Source organism: Corynebacterium sp. HMSC077G07 (genome assembly GCF_001809225.1).
GTDB lineage: Bacteria > Actinomycetota > Actinomycetes > Mycobacteriales > Mycobacteriaceae > Corynebacterium > Corynebacterium jeikeium_D.
On sequence record NZ_KV796543.1, the window covers coordinates 76,029 to 94,145 of the forward strand.

Genomic DNA, 18,117 nt, shown 5'->3' on the forward strand with positions numbered 1-18,117 from the left:
GACTGCGCGAGCGCGCGATGACGCTAGGGGACAGTTCTTGGAAGACTTCATGAGGGCACAGTTCATCGTGATGGTAGGTCATCTATTACCCTGTTAAATATGTCTCGCATTTTCACAGCAGTTGCGTGGCCGTACGCTAACGGTCCGCGACATATCGGCCATGTTGCAGGTTTCGGTGTCCCCTCGGACGTTTTCGCTCGCTACCAGCGAATGATTGGCAATGACGTGCTGATGGTCTCCGGTACTGATGAGCATGGCACGCCACTGCTTGTGCAGGCGGAGAAGGAAGGCGTTTCTGTCCAGGAATTGGCCGACCGTTACAACCGCCAGATTGTGCAGGACCTCGCGGGTCTGGGGCTTTCCTACGACCTGTTTACGCGCACAACCACGCGCAACCACTACGCCGTTGTCCAGGAGCTCTTCCGTGGGCTCTACGAAAACGGCTATATGGTCAAGCAGACCACGATGGGTGCGATTTCCCCGTCGACCGGTCGCACCCTGCCGGACCGTTACATCGAAGGTACCTGCCCAATTTGTGGCGCTTCCGGTGCCCGCGGCGACCAGTGCGACAACTGCGGTAACCAGCTTGACCCGGCCGATCTGATTGATCCGGTGTCGAAAATCAACGGCGAGACCCCGAAGTTCGTTGAAACTGAGCACTTCCTGCTAGACCTGCCGGCTCTGGCAGAGGCCTTGACCGAGTGGCTGCAGGAGCGCAAGGACTGGCGCCCGAACGTGCTGAAGTTCTCCCTGAACATCCTGAAGGACATCCGTCCGCGTGCAATGAGCCGTGATATTGACTGGGGTGTGCCGATTCCGCTGGAGGGCTGGTCGGAAAACGGGACGAAGAAACTCTACGTTTGGTTCGACGCCGTCGTCGGTTACCTATCCGCTTCCATCGAGTGGGCCTGGCGCATTGGTGACCCGGAAGCGTGGCGCAAGTGGTGGAATGACCCGGAGGCGCTGTCCTACTATTTCATGGGCAAGGACAACATCACCTTCCACTCCCAGATTTGGCCGGCTGAGCTGCTGGGCTACCGTGGCGAGGGCTCCCGCGGGGGCGAGGTCGGGGAGCTCGGTGAGTTGAACCTGCCGACGGAGGTCGTCTCCTCGGAGTACCTGACCATGTCGGGCTCGAAGTTCTCCTCTTCCAAGGGCGTTGTCATCTATGTGAAGGACTTCCTGGCGGAGTTTGGTCCGGATCCGCTGCGCTACTTCATCGCGATGGCAGGCCCGGAGAACCAGGACACCGACTTCACCTGGGATGAGTTCGTCCGCCGCGTGAATAACGAGCTGGCCAACTCCTGGGGCAACCTGGTCAACCGCACCGTGTCCATGGCTTTCAAGAACTTCGGTGAGGTGCCAACTCCGGGCGAACTCACTGACGCTGACCGTGAACTGCTCGACCTGGCTGAGCGTTCCTTCGCCGAGGTCGGCGACGCGCTTGCGCTGTCCCGCTTCCGCGCCGGTATCACCGCCGCCATGCACTTGGTCGGAGAGGCCAACGCCTACATTGCTGCGCAGGAGCCGTGGAAGCTGGCGAAGGACGAGTCCCAGCGCGAGCGTCTCGCCACCGTGCTGTGGACAGCACTGCAGGTAGTCAGCGACGCCAATGTGCTGCTGACCCCGTACCTGCCGGAAAGCTCGCAGAAGGTCTTCGAGACCCTGGGCGGCGAGGGGATCTGGGCCGCAATGCCAGAAGTCCAGGAAGTCCAGGACGACATGCCGGTCGAACCGGTCGGCGCTGACCTGCCGGCAGAGGGTAGGAGCTACCCAATCATCACCGGTGACTACGTCAATCAGAAGGCCGCCTGGCGTCGCTTCGACATTGAGCCGGGTACGGCGCTGGCCAAGCCGAAGCCGATTTTCACCAAGCTCGACTCTGAGTTGGCTGAGCACGGCCCCGAGTGGGCACAGGTGAAGTAGGGGCTCAGTAGAGGTATGGGAAAGCGCAAACGCAAGATTGCAGAACCCGCGGAGTATCTCACTCCGCTGTTTGACGCCCACACGCATCTCGCGTCCTGTGGGGCGCAAACTCCGGAAGAGATTGCGGCGCTCATGGACCGGGCCGCCGCAGCGGGCGTCGTCGGAGTCTGCACGGTCGGCGATGGCATGCCGGAAACCGAACTGGCCTTTGCCGCTGCGCACGCGCACCCCAACGTCTGGGCCGCCGCCGCCATCCATCCGACGCGCGCGCACGAGCTTGACGACGACGCCAAGGCCCGCTTAACCGAAATGGCTGCCGACCCCAGGGTTGTGGCCGTGGGGGAGACGGGATTGGATTGGTACTGGCTGGATTCCCTCGACGGCTGCGCGTCGAAGAGCGAACAGCTGGCTGCGTTGCAGTGGCATATGGAGCTCGCAGCAACCGTCGGCAAGCCGTTGATGATTCATAACCGCGACGCCGATGAAGACCTGATGGCGGCGTTGGACGGCTACGACAATACGGTCATTTTGCACTGTTTCTCTTCGCCCATCGAGGTTGCCCGCGAAGCCATTGCACGCGGTTACCTGCTGAGTTTTACCGGCAACGTGACCTTCAAACGCAATGATTACCTGCGGCAGGCTGTGGCTGAGGCGCCGGCGGAGCAGCTGCTGGTGGAAACCGATGCCCCGTACATGACCGCGGAGCCTTTCCGAGGTGCGCGCAACGAGTCCACTTTTATCGGTCATCAGGCGCGTGCGATGGCCGCAGCCCGAGAAATCGGGGCGGAGGAGATGGCACAGATTTTGACGGATAATGCACGTCGGGTGTACGGCATTTAAGCACGTGCTGGCGTATTGCCGCCCCTGAGCTGTGGAAATGCAGCCGGGGCGGTTTGTTGTATTTCCCGTCACTTTTATCGATATATTTTAGACAACACTGAATCTTTACCGTACTGTTACAAACTGTATTTCTTTCATTTGCTAGCTGCCCCATCCTCCGAAAGGCTGTGACGAACCCCGTGAGTGCTGCGAAGAAGCGTCATCTCAATCGTGCTAATGACGGAGTCTCCACTTCGTCCAAGATTGCCGCAGGCGGTCTGGTCGCTGCTGTTGCTCTGGGTGGTACTGTCGCAGCATCCAACTATGACACCATCACCGTCGAAATCGACGGTAAGGTTGAGCAAATCGCAACCTGGTCCAAGGATGACAAGGCCATTCTAGAGAAGGCTGGTGTCGAAACCACCGGCGGAGACTTGGTTCAGCGTCAGGGCGATCTCACGGACGGCGGCAAGCTGGTCTACCGCTCTGCCAAGCCAGTCACGATGATTGTCGATGGCAAGCCGCAGGAGCACAAGACCAATGCCATCACTACCGATGAGCTGATTGAAGGTCTGAAGAAGCAGGGGCTCATCTCCGATAAGGACAAGGTCGAGGTCGAAAAGGGCGAGATTTCCGCTAAGGGAGTCGAACTCGACGTCGTTCGTGCCAAGAATATTGTGCTTCACGACGATGCCAAGGACATCGACCTGACCGTCCCGGCTATGACCGTCGGAGATGTGCTGGCTCAGCGTGGCATTGAACTGCGTGAAGACGACACCGTTGAGCCGGGTCTGGATGCTCCGGTCACCGAGGGGATGCGCATCGCTCTGTCTCGTCTGATTGATAAGACCATCACCGAGACTGAGGAGATTCCAGCTCACGAGAACATCATTGAAGATGATTCGATGTTCGAAGATGAGCGCATCGTTGAGCAGGAAGGTGAACCGGGCCAGGTAGAGCGTCAGGTCAAGGTCACCTCTCGCGATGGTGAAGAGCTCGGACGCGAGGTCCTGGAAGAAAAGGAGCTAAAGGCTCCGGGTATCTCCACTATTCGCCAGGGCACTAAGTCCCGCATTGCAGCTCCGGCTGCCGGCTACGGCGTGTGGGATCAGCTGGCTCAGTGTGAGTCCGGCGGCGACTGGGCTATCGATACCGGTAACGGTTTCTCCGGTGGTCTGCAGTTCACCGATTCCACTTGGGCAGCTTACGGCGGTACTGAGTATGCACCGCGTGCATCGCAGGCTTCCCGCGAGCAGCAGATTGCTGTCGCTGAGCGTGTCCAGGCTGGTCAGGGTTGGGGCGCATGGCCCGCTTGTACCGCTTCCATGGGGCTTCGTTAAAGCTAGTTCCGTCTAGCCATAACGAGCTAAGCCTATTTTTTGTGTTGACCCCGTAGTATCTAACTGTGACTAAAGCAGAAGTTTCTTTCTTGGGGCCGGTCGAAGTACGCGACTTGGCGGCGCAGTTGGATATTGTCCCGACGAAGAAATTGGGGCAGAACTTCGTCCACGACGCCAACACCGTGCGTCGAATTGTCGCTGCGGCGGACTTGCCGGAGGATTCCTACCCTGTTGAGGTTGGCCCCGGCTTGGGCTCGCTGACCCTCGGGCTGCTCGAACACTGCGGCCGCGCGGCGGCTGTTGAAATCGATTCGCGGCTGGCGGCGCGTCTGCCCCAGACAGTCACTGAGCGCGCCGAGGGCTGCGCACTTGAGCTCATTGAGAAAGATGCGCTGAAGGTCAGCCGCGAGGACTTTCAGACTGCCCCAGATGCGCTGGTGGCCAATCTGCCATACAACGTTTCTGTACCGGTGCTGCTGCACATGCTTGCCGAGCTGCCCACCATCCGTCGCGTGCTCGTGATGGTGCAGTCTGAGGTCGCTGACCGGCTGGCGGCTCAGCCGGGCTCCAAGATCTACGGTGTCCCCAGTGTCAAGGCCGCCTACTACGGCACAGTGCGTCGCGCCGGTGCCATTGGTCCGCACGTCTTCTGGCCGGTCCCCAAGGTTGATTCCGGGCTCGTTCGCATTGACTGCTACGCTCGCTCCGACGCTCCAGAGAACTCCAAGACCGCCGATGCCCCCGAGGCCCCGTGGGAAATCTCGCCGCAATTCCGCGCGCGCCTTTTCCCGCTTATCGACGCTGCTTTTGCGCAACGCCGCAAGACCCTCCGGGCGGCCCTATCGGGGATTTACGGATCTGGTGCCGCAGCCGAAGAGGCGCTTATGGCAGCGGGGATTGACCCCAAGCAGCGAGGAGAGAAGCTTGAAATTGCCGATTTCGTTCGTCTCGCTGAGGTCTCACGAGACCAGCGCTTTTAATAAAGGACAGGCAATCTTTCCCCCATGCACCGTGACGACACCCCCAGTAGGGCCGAGATCGGCCGGCGCGAACCGCGCAGCCTGGCTTGGACTAAGTTCTGGCCTGACGACGACGGCTGGGTGTGCAACTGCATAGTTTTCCGCGGTGACCGCTTGCTGCTTCTGCTGCGTGAATACGAGGGCTTCCTCGGGGGCCAGTGGGATTTGCCCGGTGGCAAGCTAGACGCGGGGGAGGAGCCCGTGGAGGCCGCTGTGCGCGAACTGCGTGAAGAGGCCGGCTTGCGCGCAGCGGAGGTCAGCGAATTTGCCCATTATTCCAATCCGGACTTGGGCGGGGAGAATTTCCGCTTCCACACGGTGACCTTTCTAGTACGCGAGGCCGACGACACGCAGAATGTCCAGCTCAGCGGCGAGCATCCGGAATTTAAATGGGTAACCCGAGAGCAGTTCGATGAGCTGCCGGTGGCCTGGTATGTCCGGCGTGTGCTTGGCAACGTCGAATGGGGCACAATAAATACTCATCATGGCGAATCTGATTAATTGCGAGAATATTTCTAAGTCCTTCGGGCTCAAGACTCTGCTCGACGGCGTCAGCCTCGGTGTTCAAGAGGGCGACCGCATCGGTGTTGTCGGTTTGAACGGTGGCGGCAAGTCCACACTGCTGAAGATTCTGGCAGGCGTGGAGCCAGCGGACTCCGGACGTATTTCGCGAGCCAACGACATGGCCATGGCGCATGTCACCCAGGGCGCCGAGCTCGACCCGAATTCCACCGTGTTTGAGTGCGTCATTGCACCGCTGGGACTCGCTGAACACGAGTGGGCGGGTAACGCTTCCATCCGCGAGGTCCTCGATGGCATCGGTATCAATGACCTCGGTATGGATACCAAGGTCGCCAATCTCTCCGGTGGTGAGCGCCGTCGCGTTAACCTGGCGGCCGCGCTGGTCCGAGATCTGGATCTGCTCATTCTCGATGAGCCAACGAACCACCTCGATATTGAGGGTGTGCAGTGGTTGGCCGATCATGTTCTTTCGCGCCGGGCAGCCCTGGTCGTCGTCACGCACGATCGTTGGTTCCTGGATACCGTTGCCACGAAGACGTGGGAAGTCCACGATGGCACCGTCGATTTTTACGATGGCGGTTACAACGACTGGACGTTCGCGCGTGCCGAGCGTGCGCGCCAAGCCGATGCCGCCGAGCAGCGTCGCCAGAACCTTGCGCGTAAGGAACTCGCGTGGTTGCGCCGGGGTGCGCCGGCCCGCACCTCGAAGCCTCGCTACCGCATCGAAGCAGCTGAGGCTCTCATCGCCGATGTCCCGGCGCCGCGTGATTCCGTGGAGTTGATGGCGTTTTCGCAGCGTCGACAGGGCAAGGTGGTCGTAGAGCTAGAGCATGCGTCCCTGGAAACGCCCGATGGTAGGGAATTGCTTAACGACGTCACGTGGCGTCTGGCCCCCGGCGAGCGCATTGGCCTGGTCGGTGTCAACGGCTCGGGTAAGACGACTTTGTTGCGCGCATTGGCGGGAGACTACCCCTTAAGCGATGGCAAGCGGATTGAGGGCAAGACGGTGCGTCTGGGTTGGCTGCGACAGGAGCTCGATGATCTGCCGCTGGATATGCGTGTGCTCGACGCTGTGGAGGACGTGGCGACCTACATTGACCTGGGCAAGAAGCAGATTAGCGCCTCGCAACTGGCGGAGCGACTGGGTTTTTCCCCGAAGCGGCAGCGCACCCCAATCGCAGACCTCTCCGGCGGTGAGCGTCGCCGCTTGCAACTCACACGCGTGTTGATGAGTGAGCCGAACTTCCTGCTGCTCGACGAGCCGACGAATGACCTGGATATTGACACGCTGCAGGAATTGGAAGACCTGCTGGACAATTGGCCGGGCACGTTGGTGGTCATCTCGCACGACCGCTACCTGATTGAGCGTATTGCCGACTCGACCTGGGCCCTCTTCGGCGATGGCGAGCTGACGAACTTGCCAGGCGGGATTAGTCAGTACCTCCAGCGTCGCGCACAGCTGGCTGACTCGGCCGCTAGTGGTGGTGCCTCTCAAGCAAATGCCGGTAGTCCGCAGACCCGTGGCGCAGCTTCAGAGGAGGATACCTCGAAGCTCTCGGCTGCGGAAGCTCATGCTGTCCAGAAGAAGATGAGTGCTCTGGAGCGGAAGATGGCGAAGCTCAGCCAGCAAGAAAGTGAACTGCATGCGCAGATGGCGGAAGCGAGTGCTGATGTAGCCAACTTGGACACACAAAAGCTGGCGGACCTCGATCGCCGTGCTGCGGAGGTGGTTGAGCAGAAGGCAGAGCTGGAGATGGAGTGGCTGGAGCTAGGGGAGCAGCTCGAGGGCTAGCATCTTACTTCAGCTACTAGCCGAACATTTTAGGTATGAGCCGGGTACTCGTGGTCAGCGTGCCCGGTTCTTTCAATTTGCACCGTGGCGTGTTCAATCCCGTGGACGTCGTGAAGCAGTGCCTGCGCGCGGTCGAGCAATGCGTGCTCGTCGCCGTTGGGGAGCGTGTCGCAGCGCACGAGATGGACAGATGCCAGTAGGTCGCTGCCGTTGAGGGACCAGACGTGGAGATCGTGGACATCGACCACTCCGTCCAAGTCAGACAGGTCAGCAGTGATTCTCTCAGTGTCGACGCCCTTCGGGGTGTACTCCAGCAACACGTGGAGACAGTCGCGCACCAGAACGGCGGCTCGGGGGACGATGAAGAGCGCAATCACGATAGAGACCACCGAGTCGATGGCAGTCCAGCCGGTGTATGCGATAGCGATAGCGGAGATAATGACGGCGACCGAACCAGCGGCGTCGACAAGCACGTGCAGATACGCGCCGCGGACGTTGACGCTTTCCTTGGCAGCACCTGCGAGCAGAAACGCCGCAATCACATTGGTGAGCAGGCCGATGACTGCGATGATGAGCATCGACGTGGTTTGAATCTCAGATTGCTCCACTGACCCGAATCGCCGGATTGCGCCCCAGAGAATCACAGTGGCAATGATGAAAACTGTCAGACCGTTGACGAGAGCAGTCAGAACCTCAACACGACGGTACCCGTACGTCGCGCGGTGATTGGCTCCGCGCTGGGCGATAGCCAAACCGGCAACTGCCATCAGCAGGCCTGCGGAGTCCGTCACCATATGGCCGGCATCTGCCAGCAACGCCAGCGAACCCGAAACCAAGCCACCGATGAGCTCGGCGAGAAATACGACAAGAGTCAGACCCGCAGCCACGAGCAGGCGACGGGCAGGAGTATTCGCGGGGTCAAAATGAGCGTGGTCATGACCGTGACCGTGTGAGTGACCGTGGCCGTGCGAGTGGCCAGAGTGTTCAGTCGTGTCCATAACCCCTAATGGTAACAGGGTTATTCAGCCTCCGGAAGATAGCTATCCGCCCACGCATAAATCAGGTCAGCAGCGCGCGCGGCGGACTTAGCGCGAGTGAGCAAGTGGTCCGCGCGATCCAAGCTCATCAGAGATTTTGGATAGCGAGATACCTGGAAAATCTTCTGGGCGCTATCGATACCAACAGTCTGGTCGGTCGGGGAATGCAGAATAAGCAGCGGCTTGCGCAGCTGGCTGAGATAAACCTCCGGGTTGTAGTCCGCCAACACTTCCAAGAACTCACGGGAGATGGGAATGCCACGACCTTCAATCTGCAGAACCTGCGTGCCGTGCTCATCGACCGTCGAAATGTCACCGGCGATGCGCACAATCGAGTGTGCCGGATCGAAGGGTGCACCGATTGTCGCAACCGCCTTGACCTTCGGCATATCGTGGCCGGCGTTCAGCGCCGCTGCACCACCGAGCGAGTGCCCAATCAGTAGCGCGGGGGCCTCAAATTCTGCCTCCATGAACTCGTAGGCGGCCTTAAGATCATCGATGTTGGTCTGGAACGTCGTCTCACCGAAATCACCAGTGGACTGCCCGAGGCCAGTGAAGTCGAACCGGAATGCCGCAATGCCCTTCTTCGCCAGCGCCTTACAGGTGCGTGACGCGCCGGGCACCATCCGATTACACGTGAAGCAATGACCAAATAGCGCCCACGCGCGTGGCTGACCGTCCGGCAAATCAATTGATGCAGCCAGAGTCTCGCCGGTCGATCCCGTAAATTTTAGGTGCTTTGTTGGCATAGGTTATATCCGCGTCTCAGTGTGTGCTCAATGTGTGTACGTTTTCGCTTTACGACGCCCATTGTGGTGGCGACCGTACGCAATATTAAGCCCGGGTGCCACAAATAAGTGAGGGATTGGGCGAAAAATTCGACCAATCCCTCAATCTCCTAGTGGCTGTGAGTTAACGCACCGGAACCCCTGGCCCCAGCGGAATGCCCGCGAGGTACCACACGACAAAGAATAGGAACCAGCCCACCATCATGCACAGCGAGTACGGGATGGCCAGCGACATCAGCGTGCCGACACCCGCAGGCTTGTAGTACTTCTGCAGGAAAGTCAGCGCCAGCGCGAAGTACGGAGACATCGGTGTAATGATGTTGGTCGGGGAGTCACCAATACGGAATAGCTGCTGGGAGACCTCTGGGGAGACGTTGACGTACATCAGCATCGGCACAACGACCGGCGCCATCAGAGCCCACTGTGCGGAGCCCGAGGTAATCAGCAGGTTGAGAACAGCCACCATCAGGACGAAGGCAGCAAAGAGCAACAGCGGCGGCAGATCCGCCTTGGTCAGGAATTCGGAGCCCTTGATAGCGGTCCACTGACCGATATTGGACCACTTGAAGTAGGCCGTGAACTGCGAGACGGCGAAGAAGAGCACCATCATTGTGGTCAGTGTACCCAGGCCACGTTCCATGAAGGCGGGCACGTCTGCAGAGGAGGTGATGGTTTTGGCACCGATGCCGTACGCAATGCCGACCACTGCGAAGAAGAGGGCGATGGACGCCACGACGTCGGTAAGCAGCACGGAATTCAAGATGCCGTCGCCTTCGCCGCGCAGAGGCGAACCCGGGATGAACAGGGCAGCGAACCAAAGCGCCAGGAAGATGACAGCGGCGATGTTGCCGTAGCGGAGGCCACGTCGTTCGGCATCGTTGAGGATTAGCTTGTCGCGGCCATTGCTGGAGCTGCTAGATGCGGTGTTCCGCTCCTCCTTCTTGGCGTTTTCCTCGGCAGCTTCCTCCGAAGCGCCCGGTTTGGTGAATTCCGCGGCATCGTGGTCAATGTGGTCGTCGTGGACGGTCTTCTCCACGTGCTTGGTAATAAACAGTTCAGTAACGGCGGTAATAATCAGAGCCAGCACAATCGACGAGGCCATAGTGAAGAAGTAGTTGGCCAGCGGTGAAACTACGTATTCCGGATCCACGAAGTGCGCTGCATGCGTGGAGATACCTGCCAGCAGCACATCGGTGATGTTGAGCACCAGTGACGAATTGAACCCGGCCGACGAGGCGGCAAAGGCGACCATCGCACCGACAATAGGGTTACGACCAACTGCGGCGAATGAGGCGGCACCCAGCGGAATGAGAATCACGTAGACGGCATCAGAAGCGATTGAACCAGTCACGCCGGCCAGTGCAACAATGAATGTCAGCAGGACAGGGGAGTGCACCTTGGAAATTGCCGCGCGGATTGCCGAGCCGATGTAACCGGAGTACTCCGCAATTGCGACACCGAGCATGCACACCAGAATCAGGCCAACTGGTGCGAAGTCCGTGAAGTTCGTTACCGCCTCAGAGACCATCTTTTGCAGGTACTCTGCGGTAGCAAGGCTTTCCACCTCGATGATGTCACCCGACGCGGGATCCTTGGCCTGCATACCCGCAGCCTCACCGAGCCACGAAGAAACGATGACTACACCGGCAAGAATCACGAATAGCCAAAATGGATTTGGCAGTGCGTTGCCGATACGTTCCAGTGTTGCTAGGAACCCCTTTGGCTTCGGTGGCGCTTTGTCCGGTTCCAACGTTTTTGACTGTCCCATATATATAAATCCCTCTGTGTTAGACGTTGGTAAAAGGTTAGGGGAAAGTAAGTTGCGTCACAACGTAAAAGGCCAGAGGCATATGTATGTCGGGTGCGAGCAGGCGCATAAGGGAAAGTTAAGGGAATAGCTAGGGAATAGCTGTAGTGCACCTTCTTCGACTAGAGTTAATCAGGTTATGGGCAAGAAGAAGTCGAAGAAAGAAAAGGTCAGCGCCAACAACGCGGTGGTGGCCACCAATCGTCGTGCCCGCCATGACTACAACATTCTGGACACCTACGAATGCGGTGTCGTTCTCGTGGGCACTGAGGTCAAGGCGCTGCGCGAGGGCAAAGCATCGCTTAATGACGCCTTCGCGACCATCGACGACGGCGAAGTGTGGCTCCGCGGGCTGCATATCCCGGAGTACTCCTACGGTTCGTGGACTAATCACTCACCGCGTCGCTCGCGCAAGCTGTTGTTGCACCGCAAGGAGATTGACACCCTGTGGGGCAAGGTCCGCGATGGCAACAACACACTTGTACCCCTGAAGCTGTATTTCACCGACGGCCGCTTGAAGGTCGAGCTCGCACTCGCCCGCGGTAAGCAGGATTATGACAAGCGCCAGGACATCAAGCGCCGCACGGAGGAGCGCGAAGCTACTCGTGCGCTGGGCCGTCGTGTGAAGGGCATCAAGGGGTAAAAGAGGTCTTCATTAGAAGAAACCCTTTTTAGAAGGGGAACTCAGTCGCATCGACTGGGAGGATGAGTAGGCCAATGACGTTTTCGTGACGGTCAAAGGCAACTCGAGCCATCCATTCGCCAGCCTCATGTTTGAGGGTGGTGATGACGAGACTTGTGCCGAGAATCTTCGACAGGAGTTTCTGCGAGGTCGGTTCCTTAGTCCTGGTTCCCCCGAGGCTGGTGACTTGGGTGTCGTCGAAAGATTCGAACGCCCCAGTCTCGGTGAGAACATCTTCCCAGACAGAGTAGATAGTGGACCAGGGGAGATCCTTCCGGAGCTTTGGGGAAATCATGCTTACGGTTTCTGCTTCTTCGCCGTTGATGATGTGGCGAAGGAATTTTTCGCCGAGCTCGGCGATATGTGTAGTTTTTGTGGCAGTCATCAATTCTCCTGAAACGGGGTTTTGGACACTTCCGAACCGCTTGAATGCCGCTTGCCGGGAGATATTGAGTACATTTCCAATCTCTGCCCATGAATGGCCCGCTGCGCGAGCCTGCGCCACGGCATCTTCAAGTTCTTGTTCGGCAATGTTCGTTGCTTGCAGTCGGTGACGGATTGTCGTCAATGGATCCATGACTGCAGTCAACCATTGGTTGACGTCAGTGTCAACCCGGAGTTGACATTCGGGGGGGGGGCTGTGGGCCTTGCGGCGAAGCTTGTTGACTTTTCCCGTCGTAAAGCGTTATTCTTGAACATCCTTTGAGCGCAACGCACTTTCCCGTGCTCGAAGGCATTGTATGGGGCTGACATGGTTTCGACACCGTACAGTGAGCCAGGGGAAGCGTGCCGGTGCAGGCTAGAGACCACCGTTTAAGCGTCGTAGCAACTGATTAAGCGCCGAGAACACTCAGCGCGACTACGCTCTCGCTGCCTAATTAAGCGACTAGCGTGTCTGTCAGACCGGGCTTGCCCTTTGGTCCGGACCCTGGCATCGACTTAAAAGGGCTCGCCCGATGGGTGTGCCGTAAGGCTCATCGGGGATCTTCTTACTTGCGGCTGGGCCCGTCATTCGGACATGTTTGCCTGAGCCGAAGGGTCGAGTAGAGGCGATCGTGCGAACTGCGCACGGAGAAGCCCTGGCGAGTTGGCGGTGGACCCGAGTTCAATTCTCGGCAGCTCCACAAATGGAAATCCCCGGTCATTACGACCGGGGATTTTTCGTTGTACTTGAAGACGTCTGAGCGACGTCGAAAGACCTTAGAAGGTGCTCTTGTAGACGTTGGCGATAGTGGTGCCAGCAACTGCCGAACCGTGGAAGGTCGGGTGGTTGGTCATGTTGTAGGAAGCAACATCGGTATCCAGAATTGCGGAGACCTGACGCTCACCGTCCGGACCGCACATTGCGACGTCGATGTTGGTGACCTCCTTCATGTTGACGAAACCGATACCGGATTCAGCGGCAGCACGCATCTGGCGGTTCTGCAGAGCCATCTCAAAGTGGTGCATACCGGCAGCCGGAATGTGCGGTGCAAAACCTGCGGCGTTAACCGGGCAAGCGTAGTGAGTCGGGTCATTAGAGGTGAAAGCCGGGTAACCAATCAGCATGACGCGAGCAGTTGGGTTAGCGGCCTTGATCTTCTCCACAGCGGCCACAACGTTGGTGGTGTACAGGTCATCCTGAACCGGCATTGGCAGCACAGCGCCCTGCATCGCGTCATTGGCGCCAACGTAGATGGTTACTAGCTGGGTAGCCGGGCCGAGGGAGCCCTGAGCGATGGCGTTGTCAACCTGGCCCATCAGGGACTTCTGCGGCTGAGTCGGCATGAAAGCGGTAGTGCCGTTGCAGGAGTAGTCGTGCAGTTCAAGACCAGTCTCACGAGCAACGTGAGAGCCGATGTTCGAGACCGAAATCGGGCAGCCACCACGGCCCGGTACGGCTGGATCGGACTGACCCGGGTTAGCAGCGAAGGAATCGCCGAAGGCAACGTAGTTACCAGTAGGAAGAGCGTTGGCAACACCACCGGTCAGGAGGGAGGCTGCCAGCGCAGAAGCTGCAGCTGCCGAGGCTGCTGCACGGCGAACAACGTTGTTCTTCATAATTAAAAACCTCTTAGTTGAAAACCTATAGAAGGAAAAACTCGCGCTACACTCGCGATTTCTTCGCCACAGACCGTCCCTGGAAGAACCAAGTCCGACAGAACCAAGTCCGACAGAACCCTGAGCGGATACTTAGAGACGCGCCTTTATCACTTTGTTATACAACTAGGTTCTAAGTCCGATGTCAACCGGAATCAGCTAGTTATATGTATATTCGGCGCTTTCAATACCTCTTTTTGTCTCTTATCGCTGGTAGGTGGATTTATGAGGCGCTTCCGAACGTGGAATACAACGCAGCGATGACACCATCGGCTACCCCAGAACCATCTTTTAGCTCAATCTCATCTTCAGCAAAGGGCCCACGCTCATCCAGTTCCGCCTCTGTGGGGCGAGGTTGGATCAGTGTTAGGTGTGGACCTTCGCTGATAACACCACTGAAAAGACGTGCCTGGCGAGCCGCCTCACCATCCGCCTGTGCCCGCACCTCGTCCAGGGATGCACCCTCAAAGCTGTCCGCCTGCTCCGGAGCGATGACCATTATTTCCTGCGCTAACACGGCACCGACGACACCTGCCGGCCACGATGTCCGAGCGATAAAGTCCGCCAACTCAGGGCTACCGCCTTCAATTCCCTCGGGGAGGGGTTCCTGCGCAACGACAGTCAATGGGGCGCTGTCAATCAGCTCGTCGGCAAGCACGTCGGCAAGCGCGGCGGTGGGGACGAGGGCGAAGAGGCTCGGAGCGCGGTCCCAACCTTCGGTGTGGACGTATTCGACAGCTTCGCGCACGGCGCGATTGAGTGCCTGCTGGCTGAGATGAGTCTGAGTGCCGTTGTTTTCGCTCATGACGCTTGACGACGCCCCTTTCCTGGCAACGCTGTATTAACAGCATCCTTAGTCAAATGTTAGGAACTTTATTTAGAGTAGATGACAGATAAGCGTACGACCGACTTACCAGCTCGCTGGCAAGTCAAGCTCAACTCGAACAGGAGAGACGTTGTCTCTAAACCAGACTCGACCGAGACGATCGGCGGGTGGCCGACCGGGGGGGCTGGCAATTACCGTGTTGGTGATTGCCGCGCTGACCTTTGTTATTCCAATCGCCGTCAATTTTTATACGGACTTTCAGTGGTTCGGTGAAGTGGGGTATCGAGGGGTATTCGCCACCACGTGGCTCACTCGTATCGTCCTGTTTATCACTGTAGGCCTGATAACGGGCGCACTGACATTTCTATCTATGTGGCTGGCGTGGCGCTCGCGGCCCGTCGACCTCGGACTGACGGATCCACGCAGCCCGCAGGCAGTGTACCGACGGATGGCTGAATCCGGTTCGAAGTCGATGTTCACCACGCTGCCCGTTGTATTCGGCGTACTCGGTGGCCTTGTGGGGCAGGGTAATTGGCAGACGGTGCAGCTGTTCTTAAATCGGCAGTCCTTCGGTGAGACTGACCCGCAGTACGGCAAGGACTTGGGCTTCTATGCATTCCAGTTGCCGCTGTGGTCGTACATCATTTCGACGCTGGTTGTCCTGGTAGTTATTGCGTTCCTGCTGTCGCTGGTGACGCATTACTTCCTTGGTGGCATCCGCCCAGGTAACCCGACTACAGGGGAGAAGACCCGCGTTTCCAATGCGGCTCGTGCGCAGTTGGCGTGCTGGGCCGGTGTTTTCATGCTGCTCAAGGCTGTGTCTTACTGGCTGGACCGCTATGAGCTGCTGAATAACAAGCAGAAGACCTTCACCGGTGGTTCCTACACCGATATCAATGCGCTGCTGCCGGCGAAGATTACGCTGCTGGTCATCGCAATCGTCGTGGCCGCTGCATTCTTCGCGGCCATTTTCCTGCGCAATCTTTCGATCCCGGCGTTTGCCACCGTGCTGATGTTGGTTTCCGCAGGTCTGATTGGCGTGGCCTGGCCGATGGCAGTTGAGCAGTTCTCAGTTAACCCGAACCGCGCTTCCAAGGAACGCGAATACATTGCGCGCAATATTGAATCGACGCGCTACCACTACGGGCTTACTGACGACAAGGTGAAGGTTGAGCGCGACTGGGGTGTTCCGGCTGAAAAGGAAGGCGATAAGGAAGCCGCGAAGGAAGGTGCGGACTCGATTTCCCGCGATGCTGCGACGCTGGCCAATATCCGAATCCTGGATCCGGAAGTGCTGCCACGTACCTTCACGCAGCAGCGCCAGCTGAAGAACTTCTATGGTTTCTCCGATCCGCTTGCCATTGACCGCTACCAGATCGATGGTGCGTCCCGTGACTTCATCGTCGCTGCTCGTGAACTGAACCCGCAGACGCTGCAGGGTAACCAGACTGACTGGATTAACCGTCACACGGTCTACACCCACGGCAATGGTTTCGTTGCTGCGCCGGCTAATAAGGTCGACGAGGTTGCCTCCGAGTCCGGTTCCGCCCGCGGCGGTTACCCGCTGTATACCGTGGCTGACCTGTTCGAGTCCGAGGACCCGAACGGCATGAACCTGAACCTGAAGCAGCCGCGTATCTACTACGGCCCGGTTATCGCCAACAGCGATGCCGACTATGCGATTGTTGGCGGTAACGGTGACGGCAAGGACTATGAGTACGATGCCGACGGCCGTAACTTCACCTACGACGGTGAGGGCGGTGTTGGCGTAGGCGGGCTTGCCAGCCGCATGATTTTCGCCACCCGTTACCAGGAACTCAACATCCTGCTGTCCGACCGCATTGGGCCGGACTCCAAGATCATCTACAACCGCGATCCGCGTGACCGTGTTCAGAAGGTCGCCCCGTGGCTGACCACTGACACCAAGACCTATCCGGCTGTAGTCGATGGCCGTATGAAGTGGATCGTCGACGGCTACACCACGCTGGCCAAGATGCCGTACTCCCAGCGCATGAGCCTCCAGGAAACCACACAGGACTCCATTAACCCGGATGGCACTCCACGCCCGCTGCCGAACAGCGAGGTCAGCTACATCCGCAACTCGGTCAAGGCGACCGTCGATGCCTACGATGGCACCGTTGAGCTCTACGAGTTCGATGAGAAGGATCCGGTGCTCAAGGCCTGGGAGGGTGTCTTCCCGGATGTGGTGAAGCCAAAGTCGGAGATTTCCGAGGAGCTGCAGGAGCACCTGCGCTACCCGGAGGACTTGTTTAAGGTTCAGCGTGAGCTGATGGCCAAGTACCACGTCAGCGATCCGGGCGTGTTCTTCGCCAATGACTCCTTCTGGTCCGTCCCGTCCGATCCGACCGCGCCGGAAGAGCAGAACCTCTCCCAGCCGCCGTACTACGTTGTCGCTTCCGATCCGAAGACCGGAAAGCCGAGCTTCCAGCTGATTTCCGCCTTCCGCGGTCTGGAGCGCGAGTTCCTCGCCGCCCAGATGAGCGCTTCCTCCGATCCGGAGACGTACGGTCAAATCACCATCCGTGCCCTGCCGACCAACACCCAGACCATGGGTCCACGGCAGGCGCAGGACACGATGATGTCCGCAGATGAGGTCGCCCAGGACCGTACTCTGCTCGAGGGCACGAACGTGGTCACCAACGGTAACCTGCTGACGCTGCCGGTCGGCGATGGCGAGATTCTCTACGTCGAACCGGTCTACACCCAGCGCAAGGGCCAGGAGACCGCATTCCCGAAGCTGCTGCGTATTCTCGTCGCTTACCGCGGTCAGGTGGGCTATGGCGCCACGGTCACTGAGGCTCTGAGTCAGGTCGGTATCGATGCTTCCGCCGCGACCAAGGTCCGCGGTGAGGAAGAGACTGAGGAGCAGTCGGCGGATAAGGACAAGGATGCCGCCGACGCTGAGTCCGACGACGAGGCACCGAAGGAAGAGCGCAAGGTTGATGTCGCCGCGCGTGACGACGCCGCTCGCCGTATCTCCGACGCACTGCAAAAGCTTAACGACGCACAGAAGAACGGTGACTACGCGGCACAGGGCCAGGCACTTGCCGAGCTCGACCGCGCTGCCGCTGACTACCAGAAGGCCAACGGCCAGTAAGACGTGCAACGAGTAGTTAACCGAGAATCATAGGTTTCTATGGTCCGAAGACTCCCCAGGTTGTAGCGAAACCGGCTATGACCTGGGGATTGGTCTTTGTTGGGAGCGTCGTGCTACAGTTACTTCTCGTTGGTCAGAGAGACCAGCGCCCGCTGTGAGTGCTTGTAAAAGCCAGGACAGTTGACGCGGGGTGGAGCAGCTCGGTAGCTCGCTGGGCTCATAACCCAGAGGTCGTAGGTTCGAATCCTGCCCCCGCCACTAAGAAAAGACCCCTACCGGTGCAAACGCCGGTAGGGGCTTTAGTTATTTCTCTTAAGGCGCACGTCCTGGGAGGGTTAAGTAAAGAAAAGTGTGTCTTTTCC

Annotated in this window: 14 protein-coding genes, 1 tRNA gene and 1 other RNA gene; 10 read left to right on the forward strand and 6 right to left on the reverse strand. The window is 58.6% G+C overall.

The genetic code is table 11. The annotated features are described in order from the left end of the window. Positions 1–99 precede the first annotated feature (99 nt). The 6 genes from metG (at position 100) to HMPREF2562_RS09030 (ending at position 7,418) form a co-directional block, all read left to right on the forward strand. Positions 100–1,926 carry a methionine--tRNA ligase gene (gene metG / locus HMPREF2562_RS09005; protein WP_049171277.1) on the forward strand — a complete coding sequence of 609 codons (1,827 nt, stop codon included), beginning with the start codon at positions 100–102 and terminating at the stop codon, positions 1,924–1,926. A 15-nt stretch (positions 1,927–1,941) separates the two neighbouring features. Further along, positions 1,942–2,766 (forward strand): TatD family hydrolase, encoded by an 825-nt coding sequence (locus tag HMPREF2562_RS09010; RefSeq protein WP_049171274.1) that lies wholly within the window; start codon positions 1,942–1,944, stop codon positions 2,764–2,766. 167 nt (positions 2,767–2,933) lie between these two features. Further along, complete coding sequence (locus HMPREF2562_RS11145) at positions 2,934–4,085, forward strand: resuscitation-promoting factor (protein ID WP_276257241.1); 1,152 nt, start codon at positions 2,934–2,936, stop codon at positions 4,083–4,085. A 65-nt stretch (positions 4,086–4,150) separates the two neighbouring features. Further along, positions 4,151–5,065 (forward strand): 16S rRNA (adenine(1518)-N(6)/adenine(1519)-N(6))-dimethyltransferase RsmA, encoded by a 915-nt coding sequence (gene rsmA / locus HMPREF2562_RS09020; RefSeq protein WP_049171269.1) that lies wholly within the window; start codon positions 4,151–4,153, stop codon positions 5,063–5,065. A gap of 24 nt (positions 5,066–5,089) precedes the next feature. Continuing rightward, on the forward strand, positions 5,090–5,605 hold the full coding sequence (locus HMPREF2562_RS09025) for an NUDIX hydrolase (protein WP_049171266.1): 516 nt from the start codon (positions 5,090–5,092) through the stop codon (positions 5,603–5,605). Beyond that, entirely contained in the window at positions 5,589–7,418 is a 1,830-nt protein-coding gene (locus HMPREF2562_RS09030) for an ABC-F family ATP-binding cassette domain-containing protein (protein ID WP_049171263.1), read from the forward strand. Before HMPREF2562_RS09025 ends, HMPREF2562_RS09030 begins: the two co-directional genes overlap by 17 nt. Positions 7,419–7,447: 29 nt before the next feature. On the opposite strand, the gene HMPREF2562_RS09035 is transcribed toward HMPREF2562_RS09030, so the two are convergent. The 3 genes from HMPREF2562_RS09035 to HMPREF2562_RS09045 form a co-directional block, all read right to left on the reverse strand. Further along, positions 7,448–8,416: a cation diffusion facilitator family transporter gene (locus HMPREF2562_RS09035; protein ID WP_070549890.1), complete on the reverse strand. Its 969-nt coding sequence runs from the start codon at positions 8,414–8,416 to the stop codon at positions 7,448–7,450. Between the two features lie 20 nt (positions 8,417–8,436). Next, a complete protein-coding gene (locus tag HMPREF2562_RS09040) occupies positions 8,437–9,204 on the reverse strand; it encodes an alpha/beta hydrolase family protein (RefSeq protein WP_049193066.1) in 768 nt (255 codons plus the stop codon). 163 nt (positions 9,205–9,367) lie between these two features. Next, complete coding sequence (locus tag HMPREF2562_RS09045) at positions 9,368–11,011, reverse strand: AbgT family transporter (RefSeq protein ID WP_083295722.1); 1,644 nt, start codon at positions 11,009–11,011, stop codon at positions 9,368–9,370. A 178-nt stretch (positions 11,012–11,189) separates the two neighbouring features. Between HMPREF2562_RS09045 and smpB the strand changes: the two genes are divergently transcribed. Then, entirely contained in the window at positions 11,190–11,693 is a 504-nt protein-coding gene (gene smpB, locus HMPREF2562_RS09050) for an SsrA-binding protein SmpB (RefSeq protein ID WP_038626299.1), read from the forward strand. Positions 11,694–11,721: 28 nt separating this feature from the next. Here smpB and HMPREF2562_RS09055 read toward each other — a convergent pair whose 3' ends face one another. After that, positions 11,722–12,309 carry a DUF3887 domain-containing protein gene (locus HMPREF2562_RS09055; protein ID WP_049171250.1) on the reverse strand — a complete coding sequence of 196 codons (588 nt, stop codon included), beginning with the start codon at positions 12,307–12,309 and terminating at the stop codon, positions 11,722–11,724. A 165-nt stretch (positions 12,310–12,474) separates the two neighbouring features. Between HMPREF2562_RS09055 and ssrA the strand changes: the two genes are divergently transcribed. After that, positions 12,475–12,859, forward strand: a transfer-messenger RNA (tmRNA) gene (ssrA, locus tag HMPREF2562_RS09060). Between the two features lie 73 nt (positions 12,860–12,932). Here the strand turns inward: ssrA and HMPREF2562_RS09065 are convergent. Together HMPREF2562_RS09065 and HMPREF2562_RS09070 are read right to left on the reverse strand one after the other, a co-directional pair. Beyond that, positions 12,933–13,772 carry a GDSL-type esterase/lipase family protein gene (locus HMPREF2562_RS09065; protein WP_048733544.1) on the reverse strand — a complete coding sequence of 280 codons (840 nt, stop codon included), beginning with the start codon at positions 13,770–13,772 and terminating at the stop codon, positions 12,933–12,935. A 262-nt stretch (positions 13,773–14,034) separates the two neighbouring features. After that, positions 14,035–14,616, reverse strand: a complete 582-nt coding sequence (locus HMPREF2562_RS09070; RefSeq protein WP_016423245.1) for a PPA1309 family protein — start codon at positions 14,614–14,616, stop codon at positions 14,035–14,037. Positions 14,617–14,767: 151 nt separating this feature from the next. On the opposite strand from HMPREF2562_RS09070, the gene HMPREF2562_RS09075 reads away from it, so the two are divergent. Both HMPREF2562_RS09075 and HMPREF2562_RS09080 read left to right on the forward strand, forming a co-directional pair. Beyond that, positions 14,768–17,755 carry a UPF0182 family protein gene (locus HMPREF2562_RS09075; RefSeq protein ID WP_070549891.1) on the forward strand — a complete coding sequence of 996 codons (2,988 nt, stop codon included), beginning with the start codon at positions 14,768–14,770 and terminating at the stop codon, positions 17,753–17,755. Positions 17,756–17,939: 184 nt separating this feature from the next. Further along, positions 17,940–18,013 (forward strand) — tRNA-Met (locus HMPREF2562_RS09080). Positions 18,014–18,117: the final 104 nt, after the last annotated feature.

Coding starts and splice junctions, on each gene's coding strand:
- smpB (WP_038626299.1), top strand. CDS start 11,190: ATGGGCAAGAAGAAGTCGAAGAAAGAAAAGGTCAGCGCCAACAACGCG.
- metG (WP_049171277.1), top strand. CDS start 100: ATGTCTCGCATTTTCACAGCAGTTGCGTGGCCGTACGCTAACGGTCCG.
- HMPREF2562_RS09025 (WP_049171266.1), top strand. CDS start 5,090: ATGCACCGTGACGACACCCCCAGTAGGGCCGAGATCGGCCGGCGCGAA.
- HMPREF2562_RS09010 (WP_049171274.1), top strand. CDS start 1,942: ATGGGAAAGCGCAAACGCAAGATTGCAGAACCCGCGGAGTATCTCACT.
- HMPREF2562_RS09030 (WP_049171263.1), top strand. CDS start 5,589: ATGGCGAATCTGATTAATTGCGAGAATATTTCTAAGTCCTTCGGGCTC.
- HMPREF2562_RS09065 (WP_048733544.1), bottom strand. CDS start 13,772: ATGAAGAACAACGTTGTTCGCCGTGCAGCAGCCTCGGCAGCTGCAGCT.
- HMPREF2562_RS09045 (WP_083295722.1), bottom strand. CDS start 11,011: ATGGGACAGTCAAAAACGTTGGAACCGGACAAAGCGCCACCGAAGCCA.
- HMPREF2562_RS09070 (WP_016423245.1), bottom strand. CDS start 14,616: ATGAGCGAAAACAACGGCACTCAGACTCATCTCAGCCAGCAGGCACTC.
- HMPREF2562_RS09040 (WP_049193066.1), bottom strand. CDS start 9,204: ATGCCAACAAAGCACCTAAAATTTACGGGATCGACCGGCGAGACTCTG.
- HMPREF2562_RS09055 (WP_049171250.1), bottom strand. CDS start 12,309: ATGGATCCATTGACGACAATCCGTCACCGACTGCAAGCAACGAACATT.
- HMPREF2562_RS09035 (WP_070549890.1), bottom strand. CDS start 8,416: ATGGACACGACTGAACACTCTGGCCACTCGCACGGCCACGGTCACTCA.